Origin of the sequence: Kutzneria buriramensis, assembly GCF_003387475.1 — a bacterium.
Classification (GTDB): Bacteria; Actinomycetota; Actinomycetes; order Mycobacteriales; family Pseudonocardiaceae; genus Kutzneria; species Kutzneria buriramensis.
In genome coordinates, this window is the sequence record NZ_QUNO01000005.1 from 490,789 (window position 1) to 506,490 (window position 15,702).

Here is a 15,702-nt window from a genome sequence, read left to right on the forward strand (position 1 = left end):
GATTCGGCCGGTGAACCACGACGCCACGGTCAGCGCCGCCGACATCGCTCGCCTCGTCGACGTCGGCCGGGCCGCCGTCAGCAACTGGCGGCGTCGGTTCGACGACTTCCCCCAGCCCGTCGGCGGCAGCGCCGCGAGCCCGCTGTTCTCCCTCGACGAGATCGAGGACTGGCTGCGGCGCAACGGCAAGGCGTTCGAGGTGTCCACCGCCGAACGGGCCTGGCAGGCGCTGCGCTCCAGCGTCGACGACCTGCGGCTCGGCGAGGAGGTCGCCCGCGCCGGCCTGTTCCTGGCCAGCGGCAGCGGCGTCGACGACCCCGCGCTGGCGCAGCTGCTCTCCCGGCTGGCCACCGAGCACGGCGCCGCCGACGCGTTCGAGCTGCTCGTCGCCCGCTACCTCGACGCCCACTCCCGGCGGCTCGCCGTCACCCCGCCGGCCGTCGCCGAGCTGATGGTCCGGCTGGCCTGCCCGGACGGCGGCGTGGTGTTCGATCCGGCGTGCGGCGTCGGCACACTGCCGATGGCCACCGCCGCGCACGAGGTCTTCGTCCAGGACGTCGACCGCGCCGCCGTGATGATCGCCGCCTGCCGGCTGACGCTGCGGGACACCGACGTCGACATGGTCAACGCCGACTCGCTGCGGCACGACGGCTTCGCCGGCCGGCTCGCCGACGCCGTGCTGTGCGACCCGCCGGTCAACGACCGGACCTGGGGCCACGAGGAGCTGATCGGCGACCCGCGGTGGGAGTACGGCGTGCCGCCGCGCGGCGAGCCGGAGCTGGCGTGGGTGCAGCACTGCCTCGCGCACGTCGAACCCGGCGGCATGGTCGCCATCCTGATGCCGCCGACCGCCGCGAGCCGCCGCCCCGGCCGGCGGATCCGGGCCAAGCTGCTGCGTACCGGCGCGCTGCGGGCCGTCATCGCGCTGCCGGAGGCCAACTCCGACCTGTGGCTGCTGTGCCGCCCGACGCCCGAGCTGCGGCCGCCGTCAACGGTGTTGATCACCGACCGTGTGGACGGCGTGGAGGCGGCGTGGCTGGACCCCGCCGCCGAGGACGCGGTGCGGATCATCGACCTGCTCGACGACGACGTCGACGTCAGCCCGGCCCGGCGGCGGCAGCTCGCCCAGGGCCCGGACATCGGCCGCGAGTTCGCCGACGCCGTCGACCGGTTCCGCGAGCTCGACCTGACCCCGCCGGACCTGGCCGTGCTGGTCGAGCACCGGTCCGCGCCGACCACCACCGTCGGCGACCTCGTGCGGTCCGGGGCGCTCGGCGTACGCCACGCGCCGGCCAAGCTGACGCCCGGCGACGACGTTCCCGTGCTGACGCTCGACGATCTCGCCGAGGGACGGCCGGCCGGCGAGCGTGCCGCCGACACCGGCGACCTGGTGATGATCGCACCCGGTGACGTCGTCGCCGCCCCCACCGGCATGGCGCGGGTGGCGACCGAGGTCGCCGCGCTCGGGCCGTACCTCACCGCGTATCGCGTCGACGAGCAGCAGCTGGACGCCCGGTTCCTGGCCGGCGCGCTGCGGGCGTCGACCGCGCGGCCGTCGACCGGGTCGAGCCGGCTGGACGTGCGGCGGACCCAGGTGCCGCGGCTGCCGCTGGCCGAGCAGCGGGCGTGCGGCGAGGCGTTCGAGCGGCTGCTGGCGTTCGAGGACCGGCTGCGGGAGGCCGCCGCGATCGGCGGGACGGTCGTGCGGCTCGGCGTCGACGGCCTGGTCGAGGGTAGCCTGCGGCCAGGACGCTAGCGGGAGGGCCGATGCTCATCGCCGACCGGTACGAGCTCGACGACCTGCCGCTCAGCCGGGGTGGCATGGGCGCCGTGCACGGCGGCTACGACAAGCACCTCGACCGCCGGGTCGCGGTGAAGTTCCTGCACTGGCCCGGCGGTTCCGACGACGAGCTGGAGCAGCGGTTCGTCCGCGAGGCGCGGATCCTGGCCCGCCTGGAGCATCCCGGCGCGCCCGTGCTGTACGACTTCGGCGCCCACGAGGGCCGCCTGTTCCAGGTCATGCAGTTCATCGACGGCGTGACCGTCGCCGATCTCGTCAGCGAGCACGGGCCGGTGCCCGTGCCATGGGCCGCGTCCGTCGCCGCGCAGGCGTGCGCCGTGCTGTCCGCGGCGCACGCGCTGGGCATCTGCCACCGGGATCTCAAGCCCACCAACCTGATGCTGTGCCCCGACGGCAGCGTGAAGGTGCTGGACTTCGGGCTCGCCATCCTGCGGGAGTCAGACCTCGCGCAGTTCACCCGGGCCGGGCAGATCCTCGGCACGCCGGCCTACATGGCCCCCGAGCAGATCCAGCGCGGCGCCGCCGGCCCCGCCAGCGACCTGTACGCCCTGGGCTGCGTGCTGCACGAGATGCTCACCGGCCGGCAGCTGTTCACCGGCCCCACCGCGTACGCCGTGTTCGACCGACAGGTCAAGGAGCTCCCGCCCGACGTGCCCGGCCTGCCGCCGGCCCTCAACCAGCTGCTCCAGGACGTGCTGGAGAAGGCCCCCGAGCGCCGCCCCGCCGACGCCACCGTGCTCTACGACCGGCTGCTCCCCTTCGTCACCGACCTCCCGCCCCTTCCCGGCTTCCTCGACCCCACCCCCAGCCCCGCCCGCATGTACTCGCAGGCCGCCGGCCGCCTTCCCTGACCCGATCCGGACGTGGATCGCCGGAAGAACGGCTCGCCCGCGAGGATCGGACAGTCGCTGCCGATTGATCCGACGGTGTGGTCCCGGAACCGGCGCGTTCGGGTCGTGACGGTCGCACATTCGGTCGAAAGTGCGGTGACCTCGATTTCAGCGACGTCGGGGTCGGCTACCTTGGAGTGCGTGCGGTAGAGCGGTTATCCGCAGCGCACGACCGCCCGATGAGATCGAAGCGACCCGACCTGCACCGACGGCCGGTGGGCGCGTTCGACTTGTTCCGGCGAAGAATTCAGTTCTGGGCCGCAAGTGGCCAGTGGAGGAAAGATGTCTCGTCTCCTGGGGAAAGTAGCCGCGAGTGTCGGGGCGGTGGCGCTGCTGTGCGCGACGGCGGTCGGCACCGCATCGGCATCGGTCGCCGACGATCCGGGCGGCACGCGCGTGCCGGCCGGCCAGGTCGACGCCACCGGAGTCACCACCGACATCCAGCCGGTGGTCTGGGAACAGGACGGCGGCCGGACGCTGGCCGTGGTCGCCGAGGAAGGCGGCTGCGTCAGGGTGAGCGGCCGGTTGTCCAAGCAGACGGCGACCGAGGTCGACTTCCAGGTCGTGAGCGTCGTCGTCAAGCACGTGGTGTGCCCCCAGTTCGTCCGCAACGTCTGGGTGACGGTGCACCTCGATGCCCCGCTGGGCGACCGCACGGTCGTCTTGAGCACGGTCAACCAGTAGTCGTCATACGGAAGTCGTAGGCGGCGGGAATCGGTTCCGGGCCGGCGATCAGGGCCCACGTGTGGTTGAGGGATTCCTCGCCCTCACGGAGGTCTGCCACCTCGAAGCCGGCGTCGAAGACGGCCCGTGCGCCGGCGATGTCGCCGCGGGCGTGGCGGATGCGGGCGTCCATCAGGCGCAGGCGCCCGAGGGAGGCGACATCCTCCGGCAGCGAAGCCAAAACGGCCGCGGCGGCGTCGGCGGAACCGGCGGTGAGCAGTGCCTCCAGGGCTTCGACGGCCAGCGCCGGCACTGACGGCGCCAGCTCGATGGCCCGTGACAACAACACACCCGCCTGCGCCGGCCGGGCGAAAGCCAAGGCACGCAAGGACCACGGGGACTCCGCCAGCGCCAGCGACTGCTCCCAGGCGGACTCCGCGCCGAGCAGGTCGCCGTGGTACCAGCGCGAAACGCCCAAGTGGTACAAAGAAAACCACGAATCCGGCGCGGCCTCCAGCAGTGACGACCACGCCACCAGCGTGCATCCGGGCGGCGACAACGGATCCGGGACCGGCATCGCACCGTCCAGCAACGCCAGCCACGGCTCCTGCTCCGGCCCCAGCGAGTCGAACGGCGTGCCGGGCAAGGGATCCGTCCCGGTTCGCAGCAACTCCAACGCACCCCACCCGGCCCCGGCGAACAGCCGCGAGGGCTCGGAGTCCGCCACCGACCGCCACGAATCCAGTGGCAGCGCGGGAATGTCGCCGTACGGGCCGTACGCCTCCAACCAGTCCCACGACGCCCCGCCCGGCATCGGCACGTACTCGAACTGGGTCGGGGCCAGCCCGGCCTGGATCTCCAGGTAGCCGCCGGTCCCCGGCGCGAGCCACGACTGCCACCGCCGCCCGCCCGCGCCCGTCCCCCACACGAACAACTTCCGGCCACGCAGGCGATCCGTCGACGCCTGCATCAGGCCGAAGCCGTCGTCGTCGACGGCGGCGATCCAAGGCTGTTGGCCGGCGGGGATGTCGTAGAACAGGTCGGCGGCGTCCCGGTCGGCCACCGTGACGTGCGAAGCGTCCACACGGGACAGTTTCTGGCTGTACCCGTAGTGCCAACCCTCCTGAGCCGGCACGAGGATCCGGGTGTCGTCCGTGCGGGGTACCGCGGCATTGGACCACCAGTAGGCGGGAACCTCCTGCTGCCAAGGGTTTCGGATCCGCACGCCGACGTACAGGAACTCCGATTCCGGCGGCAGCCACAGATCCACCTGGTACACCAGGTTCCGAGTCCGCTCCCACTCCCACAGCCGCAGCACCGGCGACCCGTCCGGGCCGTCGACGGTCCCCGCGAACATCGGGGCGCACGTCATGGTGGTGTGCCCGGTGCTGCCGAGGTTCCACTCCACGCCGCCCGCGAACCACGCGTTGCGCAGCGCCAGATTGGCCGGCTGGAACACCGGGTTGCGGAACAGCAGGTCCCGCCCGGACGCCTTGTGCAGCAACGAATGGAGCCGGCCGCCGAGCCCTGGCAGGACGGTCGCCCGCAGGTGGTCGTTCTCCAGCACGACCGCCGGCAGGGTGGTCTCGACCCGTGACCGCCCGTAGCCGTCCTGGAGCAGGCACGGCAGCACCTTGGCCCGGTCCGCCCCCAGCACCGGCAGCGGATTCTCGGGCCCGAGCGCCGCGGCCGGCAGCCCGAGTTCGGTCACGGTCAGTGTGGTTTTCCGCCCCATGCCCGTGATCTAACGGCACCTGTCAACGCGCCCCGCGGTTCGCAAACGTTTGCCGCCCCGAATCGCTCGCACGACCGCCCCGAGCAGGGCAGAGTGGGCGTCATGACCTCGATCATCGGCCTCGCGAAGGCGGCCACGGTGGCCGCCATCGACACGACGGTCGCCCTCGTGTCGCTGCCGGCCCGGGCGATCGGACTGGTCGGCGCGGCCGAGTCGCTCGTGGAGCGCATCAACGACGTGGTGCAGCGGGCCGAGCGCCTGGTCACCGAGGTGGAGGCGATCGCCGCGACGGCCGGCGTGGTGGTGGTCGACGCGGCCCGCATCAGCGACGAGGCGGCGGTCGTGGTCGGCGACGCCAAGCGGGTCAGCGGCAAGGCGGCCATCATCGTGGACGAAGCCGCGCTGGTCAGCGGCAAAGCGGCCCTCGTCGTGGACGACGCCGCGGTCGTCAGCGGCAAAGCGAATCTGATCGTGGACGACGCGGCCGTGGTCAGCGGCAAGGCCGCGCTCGTGGTGGACGGCGCGGCGCTGGTCAGCGGCAAGGCGGCGGTCATCGTCGAGGACGCGGGGAAGGTGAGCGACGAGGCCGCCGCGGTCGTGGCCATGGCCGAGAGCACCGCGACCATCGCCAACGAGCTGATCCGCCTCTACGAGCCGATCGCCAACCGGGCCGCGCCGCTGGCCGGCCGCTTCGTCGAGGAGCTCTCCGAGGACGAGGTCGAGGCGGCGATCAAGCTGGTCGACGAGCTGCCCCGGCTGACCGAGCACCTCACCACCAACATCCTGCCCATCCTGAGCACCCTGGACCGGGTCGGCCCGGACGTCACCGAGCTGCTCAAGGTGACCCGGGACGTGCGGCGGGCCATCGTGGGCATCCCCGGCTTCGGCTTCTTCCGCCGCCGGGGCGCGGAGCGCATCGGCGAGCCGGACGACAAGGCGACCGACTGACGACGCACAGCGAGCGTCGCGGTTGCCCAGCAGTGGCATACACCATTTCGAGTGATCCTCAGATGGGTGATGGGCGTCTCCCGTTGTGACAGCACACCACTGGGAGGGCGTCATGAACATCAAGGCATTCGCCGCCATCGGCCTGGCCGGAATCGCGGTCTTCGCGACCGCCGGCACCGCCTCGGCCATGCCCGGCGACCACCTCTGCACCGCCAACGAGGTCACCGCCAGGCTCGTCGCCGGCGACCCGGGCGCCGGCCAGCGCTACGCGAACGTGCAGTTCACCGCCAAGCCGGACCGCGGGTGCAGCCTCCAGGGCGCCCAGCCGGTGAGCCTGGCCGGCGCGCCGGGCATCGACGTGGTCACCGACCGCGGCGAGGGCAAGCTGGTGACCATCGCCAACGGCGAGTCGGCGAGCATGCTGCTGCACTGGTCCGGCATCAACGCCCCGGCGCAGCAGGTGACCCCGAGTTCGGTGAAGATCACCCTGGCCCACGACACCTTCATCACGCTGCCGTGGAACCAGGGCCCGCTGGACGACAGCCAGGAGGCACACGGCCTTCGGGTAAGCGCTGTCCAGCCGGGCGCCGCGCAGTACTGAGCTGGAAACCGAAGGGCCGCCTCCGCGAAAGCCGAGGCGGCCCTAGGGCTTCACACCCGGTTCCCCAGCAGCCCGCGCAGCTGGTTCAACAGGTCGCTGCGGGTGTCGCTGCCGAGCCGCTGCCGCATCCGCGCCACGTGGTACTCCACGGTTTTCGCGGATATGAACAGCTTCTCGCCGATCTGCTTGTACGTCAGCCCACTGACCACGAGCTCCGCCACCTCGCGCTCCCGGTCGCTGAGCGTGGTCGCATTGTCGGTGAGCGGGGCCTCCTGCTGCGGTTCCTGTTGCCGGCCCTGGATGATCCGCGCGCAGTCGAGTAAACCGACCATCGCCGCGCGGTCGGTGGTGCGGATCGCGGCCTGCCCGGCCAGCCGGGCGCCGTCCCACACGAGGCCGGCGGCGGCCAACGCCCGCGCGGACGTCTCGGTCTCCACGGCGTCGACGTCGCCCGCGAGCAGCTTCACCCAGACCCGGGCGCCGTCGGCGACCGCGGCGCAGAACGGATGCGCCGGCGCGAACCGGGCGAGATCGGCGGCGTGCCGCGAGGCGTCCTCGGGATGCTCGTCCAACACCGCCGCGTGCATCCGGTTCCAGGACAGAGCGGTCGACCACAGCGGCGGATTCCCCAGCTGCTGCAACAACTCCGTGGCCTGCGCGAGGTGCGGCGCCAGCCGCTCGGTGTCGTGCAGTCTGCCCGCGGCGACGGCCAGCTCTCCGAGCGGCAGCAACGCGAACAGGTCCGCCGGGTGCCGCACGATCGCCTCACGGGCCCGGTCCCACACCGTCCGCAGCGCGGACAGGTCGCTGTCGCGACGGGCCAGCCCGATCTCCAGACCCGTTGCCAGCAGCCAATCCCGCGGCTCCACCGGCCCGTTCGACGTCGCGGCGAGCAGATCGGCCCGCGCCGCCTCGAAGCCGCCGCGGAGCATCGCGGTCCAGCCCCGCAACAACAGATGCCGGCGCAGCGCGATCGCGCCGCCCATGCCGGAGTCGATGGCCCGCCGCAGCACGGATTCGGCCACGGTGAACTCGCCGCAGTGCATCGCCACCAGCGCCGCCAGCGCGGCCGGGGTGTCGGGCAGCAGAACGTTGCGCCCCAACGGTTCGATCAGCACGGCGGCCCGGGTCAGGGTGGCCAGCGCGGTGGTCGCGGAGCCGGTGACGGACTCCCGCACGCCCTGCGCCAGCTGTCGCGCGGCCCCGGCCAGCAGCGTCGGCGGTCCGCCGACACCCGGCTGCGACAGCAACTCGTCGGCCTCGGCCAGCCGGCCGGTGCCGATCAACCCCAGCGCCGCGAACGGGACGGACGAGCCCTCGCCGGCCCAGCGGTACAACTCGGTGCTGCTGCCCAGCAGTCCTCGGTGCGCCAATACGGCCGCCGCCACGCTGGCGCCGTGCGCCCGGTCGGCTGCCGCCTCGGCGGCGATCGCCTGGTCGGCGAGGCGTAAGCCGCCGTCCAGGTCGCCGGACAGCGCCGCCGCCTCGGCCCGCCGCGCGGCCAGCGCCAGCGCGGGCTCGCCGGCGTCGACCGCGGCGGTGAACAGCTGGGCCGCCAGCGCGGGCGACTCGGCCAGTGCCTCGTCGCCGGCCGCCTTGAACGCCGCCGCGAACAGTGGGCCGCTCACCGGCATGCCCAACAGCGGCCGGACCAACGGCAGCAGCGGACCGCTGCGCGCCAGCTGGATCTCGATCAGCCGCTGGTGCAGGCTCAGCCGCCGCTCCCACGGGCTCAGCGCGACCAGCGCCCGTTGCGCTATCGGCAACAAGATCCCGTACTCGTCGAGCAGGCCGCTGGCCCGGGCGCCGTCCATGGCGTCCCCCAGGGCGTCCAGGTCCATGCCCAGCAGCGACGCCAGCAGGTCGGTGCGCACGCCCGCGCCCAGGGCCGTGGCCAGCAGCAGCCGGCGCACGCTCTCGTCGAGGTTCTCCACCTCGTAGCGGAAGCCCTCGACCGCGGCCGCCGGCACGGAGCAGTCCTCGGTCTCCGACACGGCCCGCACCAGCCGGTCCACGAACCGCGGCACCCCGCCGGTCTGCACGCCGACCAGGTCGACCAGGTCGTCGGACGGCTTGGCGCCCAGCAGCAGACCGGCCCGCTCGCCGATCTGCGCCCGGCTCAGCGGCCCCAGCAGCACCGGCGGCCGCACCCGGGTCACGGCGTCGACCAGCTCGGTCAGCGCCGCCCGGCGCGGCCAGGGCCGGTACGCGACGGCGAGCTGCGCGCTGCCGGTGACCGCCAGCCCGCGCAGCGCCCGTAACCGGTCGTCGTCGAGCTGGTGGGCGTCGTCCACGAGCACCGCGGCGTCCCGCGCCGGCAGCTCGTGACGGCCGTCGTACACGGGCACGCCGGCGTCGCGGTAGATCTGCGCCCACCGGCTGAGCAGGGCGGTCTTGCCGTACCCGCCGGGCGCGCGAACGCCCACCACCCGCGGCGCGGACGGATCGGCGGCGATCGACTCGTCCAGCTGCCGTAGGTCGGACTCCAACACCATCACAGGCCGCCCCCGACCGGTGTGGTGAAGTACTGGAGCACCAGATACGCGCAGGCCAGGACCAGTAGCAGCGTCACGATGCCGATGACCAGGCCGCGCCGGCTGGCCTTGCGCCGCCGCCGGCGCCCGCGCGGGGCGGCGGTCAGCGCCGGCTTGGCCGGGACCAGGTCCGGTGGCTCGGTCTCCACCGGCGGTCTGGCCGGCGGCTCCTCGACCTGGACGTCCTCGTCGACGGCGTCGGGATCGTCCATCGGGAACAGCACCACGGTCTCGTCGGTGATCTTCGCCATGACGACCGTCTCGGCGACCGGGTTGACCGGCTCGGGCAGCGACCGCGACGCCAGCAGCGCGGCGCCGGCGGCGACGGTGGCCTCGGGCGCGGCGTCGACCAGCACCGGCCGGCGCAGCCGCTCGCCCAGCACCTGCCGGACCAGCGGGATCCGCGCCGAGCCGCCGACGAGCACGATCGCGCCCAGCCGCTCCGGCGTGAGACCGGCGCCCGACAGCGCTCGCAGCAGAACGTCCACTCCCTGGAACAACAACGGCCTGATCAGCTCCTCGAACTCCGCACGGGTGACCCGGACCTGCAGCGGCGCCACGACCGCCTCCGGCGCCACGGACAGGGTGTGCTTGGCCTGCACACACTCCTGCCGCAGCTTGGCGAGGTCGTCCCAGCCGGTCACCGGGTCGACCCTGGACACCGGGTCGGGTCTGCCCGCGGTGACGAGGGCGACGAGTTCGTCGTCGAAATCGGCGCCGGCCGGGTGCTGCGAGGTCTCGGAGCGACCGATGATCTCGAAGCCGCCCGCGGCCGGGCGCAGCAGGGTGGCGGTCACCGACGTGCCGCCGAGGTCGAACACGGCGATCGGGGCCGGCCCGTCGATGCGGTGCCGGGCGGCCGCGGCCACCGCGGCGGCCACCGGCTCGGGCACTAGGGCCGCGCCCCCCAGGCCCACTCGGGACAGCGCCTCCCGGAGCAGGTCCAGCCGGTAGGGGCCCCAGGTGGGCGGGTGCGTGACGGTGACCCGGGCCGGCCGGTCGCCGTGGTGGGCGGCGACCTGCTCGACGATCCGGTCGATGCCCGACGCCATCAGCTCGTGCGCGTTGTGCTGGCGATTGCCCAGCACGATGGGCACGTCGTCGCCGATACGTCCGACGAACTGGCCGGGATCGGCCGAGACCGGCGACACCGGGTGCGGGGCACCCCGATGCGGTCCGTCGAGCCGGGTGATCGCGGCGGCGGCGCGGCTGGCTCCGACATCGATCCCTAGCGTGTACGGCAAGTGTTCCTCCGCGAGGCGCAGCGGCCGGGGGCTCAGGTGAATGGGGAAAAGGTAACCCATTCGTGATCCGGTGCCGTAACGAAGGGGGCTCCCTAGTGCCCCAGGCGGCCCGCCGGGCCCGATCCCTAGGCGGTCACCAGGCAGGACTGGGAGTGATCCCGGATGGCGTACGGGCCGCCAGCCCCTACGGTTCTGCCCCAGCACGGCTCACACCGTGATCATCCCCGTCAAGTCCCCCGATCGAAGTCAGGAGCACCACCCCATGGCCCAGACGCTGCACGAGTTCACCCTCGGCCTGGTTCGCGACGAGCAGCTGCGGTCGCTGTTCGCGGCCGACCCGGCGGGTGTCTTGCAGTCCGCTGGCCTCGGCGACATCACCGCCGCCGACGTGCACGAGATCCTGCCCCTCGTGCTGGACTACGCGCCGACCCCCGTGGTCGAGGCGTTCGAGCAGAGCATCGGCGGCGGCCTCCCGAGCCTCCCCGGTGGCGACGCCGTCAGCACCCTCCAGGAGCTGACCCAGCACCTCACCAGCATCGCGCCGGCGCTGCCGGTCGACAGCCTGCCGGGCCTGCCCACGGCCGGCCTTCCCACGGCGGGCCTGCCGTCCCTGCCGGGCCTGTCCGAGCTGCCGATCGAGCGCAGCCTGCCCACCGTCCCGGGCCTGGGCGACGTCACCGGCGCCCTGCCGCTCCCCGGCCTCGACGCCGTCACCGGCGCCCTCCCGATCGACGGCGCGCTGCCGTCGCTGCCGATCGACGGCGCCATCCCGGCCCTGCCGATCGACGGCGCCATCCCGGCCCTGCCGCTCGACGGCGTCACCGGCGCCCTCCCGGCCGTCCCCGGCCTGCCGACGGACGCCCTGAGCGACCCGACCGCGCTGGTCGGCGACGTCCGCAGCGCGGTGGCCGACCCGGGCCGCGCGGCGTACGGCGTGCAGTCCATGACCGAGCAGATCGTCCAGGGCGCGCCGGCCGTGGCCGCGCACGGCCTGCCGGTCGCCGGCCTGCTGGGCGGCGCGGGCCTCCCGGGCCTGGGCGCCGCTGGTGACGTCACCAAGACGCTCGACACCACCGTCCACTCCGCCACCGGTGTGGCCGGCAACGTCCCGGTCGCCGGCAAGCTCGTCGCCGACACCACCGGCCACGTCACCGGCGCGGTGCACTCGGTCGACGTGGACGGCGTGGCCAAGACGGCCGCCGGCCTGACCGACATCACCAAGATCGCCAACGGCGACCCGATCCACGCCGTCACCAACATCGGCGACGTGTCGCACACCCTGGACACCATCAACTCGGTGACCAGCTCGGTGCACGGCGACCAGGTCCTGCAGCACGTCAGCGGCTGCGTCGACGCAGGCGTCAAGGACCTGAACATCGGCAACGACAACCACGTCGGCATCGGCGACATCAACCTTGGTGGCGTGCACGTGGGTGATGTGACCCACAACCTGGACGCTCACCTGCCCGGTTTCTGATCCTTCCTCCCTTCAGTGACCGGTGACTGACTCCAGGCCGGGCCCGCTCCCTCAGCGTGGGCCCGGCCTGGTGTGCATCACCCGATCGAACGGGACACAATCACCCGGGTGATGACCATGACGGCCCTCGATGTGATCGACGAGGCGCTCCGGCAGCCGGCCATCGGCCGCCGGCGCGACCTGACCAGCAGGCTCAGCCGCCTGCGGGGCAGACTTGCCGACCCGGCGATCCGGGTCGTGGTCGTCGGCGGTCTCAAGCAGGGCAAGAGCCAGCTGGTCAACGCCCTGCTCGGGGCCACCCTGTGCCCCGTGCACGACGACGTGGCCAGCGCCGCGCCGGCCGTGATCCGGCACGCCGAGCAGCCGTGGGCGGCGGTCGTGCGGCCCGGGCAGCAGCGGCTGGAGCCGGTCGAGCTCGACCGGATCGCCGAGGAGATCAGCGGCGGCCAGGTGGTGCGGGCCGAGATCGGCGTGCCCCGAGCGGTGCTCACCGGCGGACTGGTCATCGTGGACACTCCCGGCGTGGACGGGCTGCGGTCCGAGCACACCAGCCGGACGCTGGCGGAGCTGGCCGAGGCCGACGCCGTGCTGGCCGTCACCGACGCGCTGACCGAGCTGTCGCCGGCGGAGCTCCAGTTCCTGCGCTTCGCCACGACGATCTGCCCGAACGTGTTGGGCGTGCTGACCAAGACCGACCTGAGCCCGCGCTGGCGGGCGCACCTGGAGCGCAACCGGATGCTGGTCGCCGAGGCCGGGCTGGCGATCCCGATGGTGGCGGTGTCCTCGGTGCTGCGCGAGCGGGCGCTGGCCACCAGCGACCAGGACGTCAACGCCGAGTCCGGTTTTCCGGCGCTGGTGAGCTATCTGGAGAACACCGTCAAGGCCCAGGCCGGCCTGCTGGCCCGGCGCTCGGCGTCGGAGGCCATCCTCGCGGTGACCGAGCAGGTGTCGCTCGGGCTGCGGGCCGAACTGTCCACACAGGACCCGTCGTCGATCGGCGGCCTGGAGGACGCCCAGCGCGCGGCCGAGCTGCTGCGCCGGCAGTCGGCGCGGTGGCAGAACATGCTGATGGACGGCATGGCCGACCTGATGTCCGATGTGGATCACGACCTTCGCGAGCGCACCCGGATCATCCTGCGGCATACCGACCAGGCCTTCGACAAGGCCGACCCGGCCAAGACCTGGGACGCCTACTGCGACTGGCTCGCCGACAAGCTCACCGACGCCGTGCTGCGCAACTACGACTGGACGGTGGAGCGCACGCACTGGCTGGCCCAGCGCATCGCCGAGCAGTTCGACGAGGAGAGCCGCGGCACCATCCCGGACCTGGGCCTGCGCGACCCGGCCACCGTGCTGGAGCGGATGGGGGCGTTGCTCACCCCGGACCTGGCGCCGCCGGGCATCGCCAACAAGGTGATCACCGGCCTGCGCGGCTCGTACAGCGGCATGCTGATGTTCGGGCTGCTGACCAGCCTGATGGGCATGCCGCTGGTGAACTTCGTGTCCGTCGGCGCGGGCGCGGTGATGGGCGCGAAGACGTTGAAGGAGGAGCGGGACGCGCAGCTCAAGCGCCGCCAGGCCGTGGCCAAGACGGCGGTGCAGCGGCACATCGACGAGCTGGTGTTCCAGGTCGGCAAGCACAGTCGGGACGCGCTGCGGCAGGTGCAGCGGCGGTTGCGGGAGCACTTCACCGAGCAGGCGGAGCAGTTGCAGGACAACCTGAGCGACACCATCCGGCGGGCCCGCGAGCTGGCCAGCGCCGACCTGGCCGCGCGCAACCAGCGCAACCAGAGCATCGCCGAGGAGATCAACACGTTGGTGGCGCTCCGGCAGCGCGCCCAGGCCCTCGCGCTGACGTCGTGATCACGCAGGAGGTCCTCACCGAGGACGTGCGCACGATGCTGGAGTGGGCGCTGCGGCTCTACCGCGGCAGCGGCAAGGCGACGAACTTCCTGGCGCAGCAACGGCAGCTGTTCGAGGAGCCGCTGCGGGTGGGCGTCACCGGGCGGCCCAAGGCGGGCAAGTCGACGCTGCTGGACGCGTTGGACGAGGACGACTTCATCGAGGGGCACACGTCCGATGTGGACGCCGTGCTGCACCTGACCGGGCCGGTGCGCGCCGAGGACCGGGCGGCGCTGCAGGGCAATCCCCTGCCCGTCAACACGATCGTCGTGCTGTCCCGGGCCGACGAGCTCGGCGGCGGGCGGGTGGACGCGATGACGTCGGCCAAGATGATCGCCCGCCGGCTGCGGGCGGAGCCCGAGCTCGGCGAGATGTGCCAGGACGTCGTTGCGGTGGCCGGACTTCTGGCCGTCGCCGGGCGGACCCTGACCGACGCGGAGTTCGACACGCTCGCCGCGCTGGCCGCCCTGCCCCGGGTGGAGCTGGACGAGCTCGTGCTGTCCACCGACCGGTTCCTGAACCCCGCGCTGGAGGATGTGGTGCTGCGGCAGGGTTTGCTGGAGCGGCTCGGGCTGTTCGGCGTGCGGCTGTCGACGACGCTGGTGCGCCGGGGCTACGGCGATCCGAGCCGGTTGGCCGCGGAGTTGGTGCAGCGCAGCGGGTTGAACGACCTGCGGCTGACGATCAAGCGTCAGTTCACCGAGCGGGCGCCGGTGCTGAAGGCCCGGTCGGCGCTGGTCGCCGTCGAAAGGGTGCTGCGCGCCGAGCCCCGTTCCGAGGCCCGCGGCCTGCACGCCGAGGTGGAGCGGATCCAGGTCACCACCCAGGACTTCCGGGAGCTGCGGCTGCTCGCGGCGTTGCAGACCGGCCGGGTCGAGCTGCCCAGCGAGATCGCCGCCGAGGCCGAGCAGCTGCTGGGCCGCGCCGGCACCAGCCCCGGCAGCCGCCTCGGTCTCACCGACGACGAGGACCAGCTGCCGCTGGCCCTGACCGTGCTGGACCGCTGGCAGCGCTACGCCGCCAACCCCGCCTTCCGCCGCGCCCAGACCGAAGCCGCCAAGACCGTGGTCCGCACCTGCGAAGGCATCATCGACACCCTCACCCGCTGAACCCCCGCGAGTCGCGCTCACAGACACACCGAAATCCGGTTTCAGGCACAACCGAGCCCCCAGTCTCCGATCTGCGCGAAACGCACATTCGGTGTGCCCCAGAGCGCGACTCGCCGGGTTGGTTTACCCCCGCGAGTCGCGCTCTGGGGCAGGGCGAATGTCGGTTTGGGCGCGACTCGCGGGGGTTCCGCAGTGGGTGTGGATCACCGGGAGGACTATGTCGTCGATGATGGCGGTGATGGTGGGGTCGTCGACCATGACGCCGTAGACGAGGGTTTCGCTGCGGAGGAGGTCGAACGGGAGGCGCAGCACGCGGTCGCCGCACTGGTCGGTCAGCAGCTCGCCGCGGGCGACGGCCCGGGTCAGGGTCGGGCGGACCAGCTCGACGACCTCGCCCTGACGGAGGCGGCTGCGTAGCTCGGCGAACACCTCGGGATCGCGGAACGTCTCGGTGATCAGCCCGGGCAGCGTGTCGCCGGGGACCCCGCGGTAGCGGCGGATGCCCCGGCCGACGAGCTCGATCAGGTCGCCGCGCAGCGAACCCGTGTCGATGTCGGCCTCTTCGAGCGGCAGGTTGTGGGCCAGCGCGGCGATCACCAGCTTGGGCCTGGTCGGCCAGCGCCGGTAGATCACCGGCTTGCTGGTGCCGGCCCGCGCCGCCACGTTCTCCATGGTCAGCCTGGGATAGCCGACCTCGAGCAGCTCCGCCCAGGCGGCGGTGAGCAGCGCGTCCTCCAGCTCCTCGCCGCGTCGCCGGGCCCCGGCCATCTCCAGACTCCCCGATTAGATCCGTTGCGT

At 72.9% G+C, this 15,702-nt stretch carries 12 protein-coding genes; 8 read left to right on the forward strand and 4 right to left on the reverse strand.

The window, feature by feature from the left end; translation table 11 throughout:
- The first annotated feature begins 10 nt into the window (after positions 1-10).
- The 3 genes from BCF44_RS17450 (at position 11) to BCF44_RS17460 (ending at position 3,375) form a co-directional block, all read left to right on the forward strand.
- Positions 11-1,756 (forward strand): N-6 DNA methylase, encoded by a 1,746-nt coding sequence (locus BCF44_RS17450; protein WP_116175330.1) that lies wholly within the window; start codon positions 11-13, stop codon positions 1,754-1,756.
- Between the two features lie 11 nt (positions 1,757-1,767).
- Positions 1,768-2,652, forward strand: a complete 885-nt coding sequence (locus BCF44_RS17455) for a serine/threonine-protein kinase (protein WP_116175331.1) — start codon at positions 1,768-1,770, stop codon at positions 2,650-2,652.
- A gap of 321 nt (positions 2,653-2,973) precedes the next feature.
- A complete protein-coding gene (locus tag BCF44_RS17460; RefSeq protein WP_147328518.1) occupies positions 2,974-3,375 on the forward strand; it encodes a hypothetical protein in 402 nt (133 codons plus the stop codon).
- On the opposite strand, the gene BCF44_RS17465 is transcribed toward BCF44_RS17460, so the two are convergent.
- Complete coding sequence (locus BCF44_RS17465; protein WP_116175333.1) at positions 3,365-5,089, reverse strand: DUF5107 domain-containing protein; 1,725 nt, start codon at positions 5,087-5,089, stop codon at positions 3,365-3,367. The genes BCF44_RS17460 and BCF44_RS17465 overlap by 11 nt on opposite strands.
- A gap of 102 nt (positions 5,090-5,191) precedes the next feature.
- Between BCF44_RS17465 and BCF44_RS17470 the strand changes: the two genes are divergently transcribed.
- Both BCF44_RS17470 and BCF44_RS17475 read left to right on the forward strand, forming a co-directional pair.
- A complete protein-coding gene (locus BCF44_RS17470; RefSeq protein ID WP_116175334.1) occupies positions 5,192-6,037 on the forward strand; it encodes a hypothetical protein in 846 nt (281 codons plus the stop codon).
- Between the two features lie 112 nt (positions 6,038-6,149).
- Positions 6,150-6,638, forward strand: coding sequence for a DUF4232 domain-containing protein (locus BCF44_RS17475; RefSeq protein ID WP_116175335.1), 489 nt, complete (start codon positions 6,150-6,152; stop codon positions 6,636-6,638).
- A 50-nt stretch (positions 6,639-6,688) separates the two neighbouring features.
- Here BCF44_RS17475 and BCF44_RS17480 read toward each other — a convergent pair whose 3' ends face one another.
- Both BCF44_RS17480 and BCF44_RS17485 read right to left on the reverse strand, forming a co-directional pair.
- Complete coding sequence (locus BCF44_RS17480; RefSeq protein WP_211353055.1) at positions 6,689-9,133, reverse strand: helix-turn-helix transcriptional regulator; 2,445 nt, start codon at positions 9,131-9,133, stop codon at positions 6,689-6,691.
- Entirely contained in the window at positions 9,133-10,416 is a 1,284-nt protein-coding gene (locus tag BCF44_RS17485) for an Hsp70 family protein (protein ID WP_170217584.1), read from the reverse strand. The genes BCF44_RS17480 and BCF44_RS17485 overlap by 1 nt, the downstream gene beginning before the upstream one ends.
- 262 nt (positions 10,417-10,678) lie before the next feature.
- Here BCF44_RS17485 and BCF44_RS17490 point away from each other — a divergent pair, with 262 nt between their 5' ends.
- The 3 genes from BCF44_RS17490 to BCF44_RS17500 all read left to right on the forward strand — a co-directional run bounded on the left by BCF44_RS17490 (position 10,679) and on the right by BCF44_RS17500 (position 14,904).
- A complete protein-coding gene (locus BCF44_RS17490) occupies positions 10,679-11,893 on the forward strand; it encodes an IniB N-terminal domain-containing protein (protein WP_116175338.1) in 1,215 nt (404 codons plus the stop codon).
- A gap of 111 nt (positions 11,894-12,004) precedes the next feature.
- Positions 12,005-13,756, forward strand: coding sequence for a dynamin family protein (locus BCF44_RS17495; protein ID WP_116175339.1), 1,752 nt, complete (start codon positions 12,005-12,007; stop codon positions 13,754-13,756).
- Entirely contained in the window at positions 13,753-14,904 is a 1,152-nt protein-coding gene (locus BCF44_RS17500) for a hypothetical protein (RefSeq protein WP_246015183.1), read from the forward strand. The genes BCF44_RS17495 and BCF44_RS17500 overlap by 4 nt, the downstream gene beginning before the upstream one ends.
- Before the next feature lie 123 nt (positions 14,905-15,027).
- Here BCF44_RS17500 and BCF44_RS17505 read toward each other — a convergent pair whose 3' ends face one another.
- Positions 15,028-15,672, reverse strand: coding sequence for a TetR/AcrR family transcriptional regulator (locus tag BCF44_RS17505; RefSeq protein ID WP_116175340.1), 645 nt, complete (start codon positions 15,670-15,672; stop codon positions 15,028-15,030).
- Positions 15,673-15,702 lie beyond the last annotated feature (30 nt).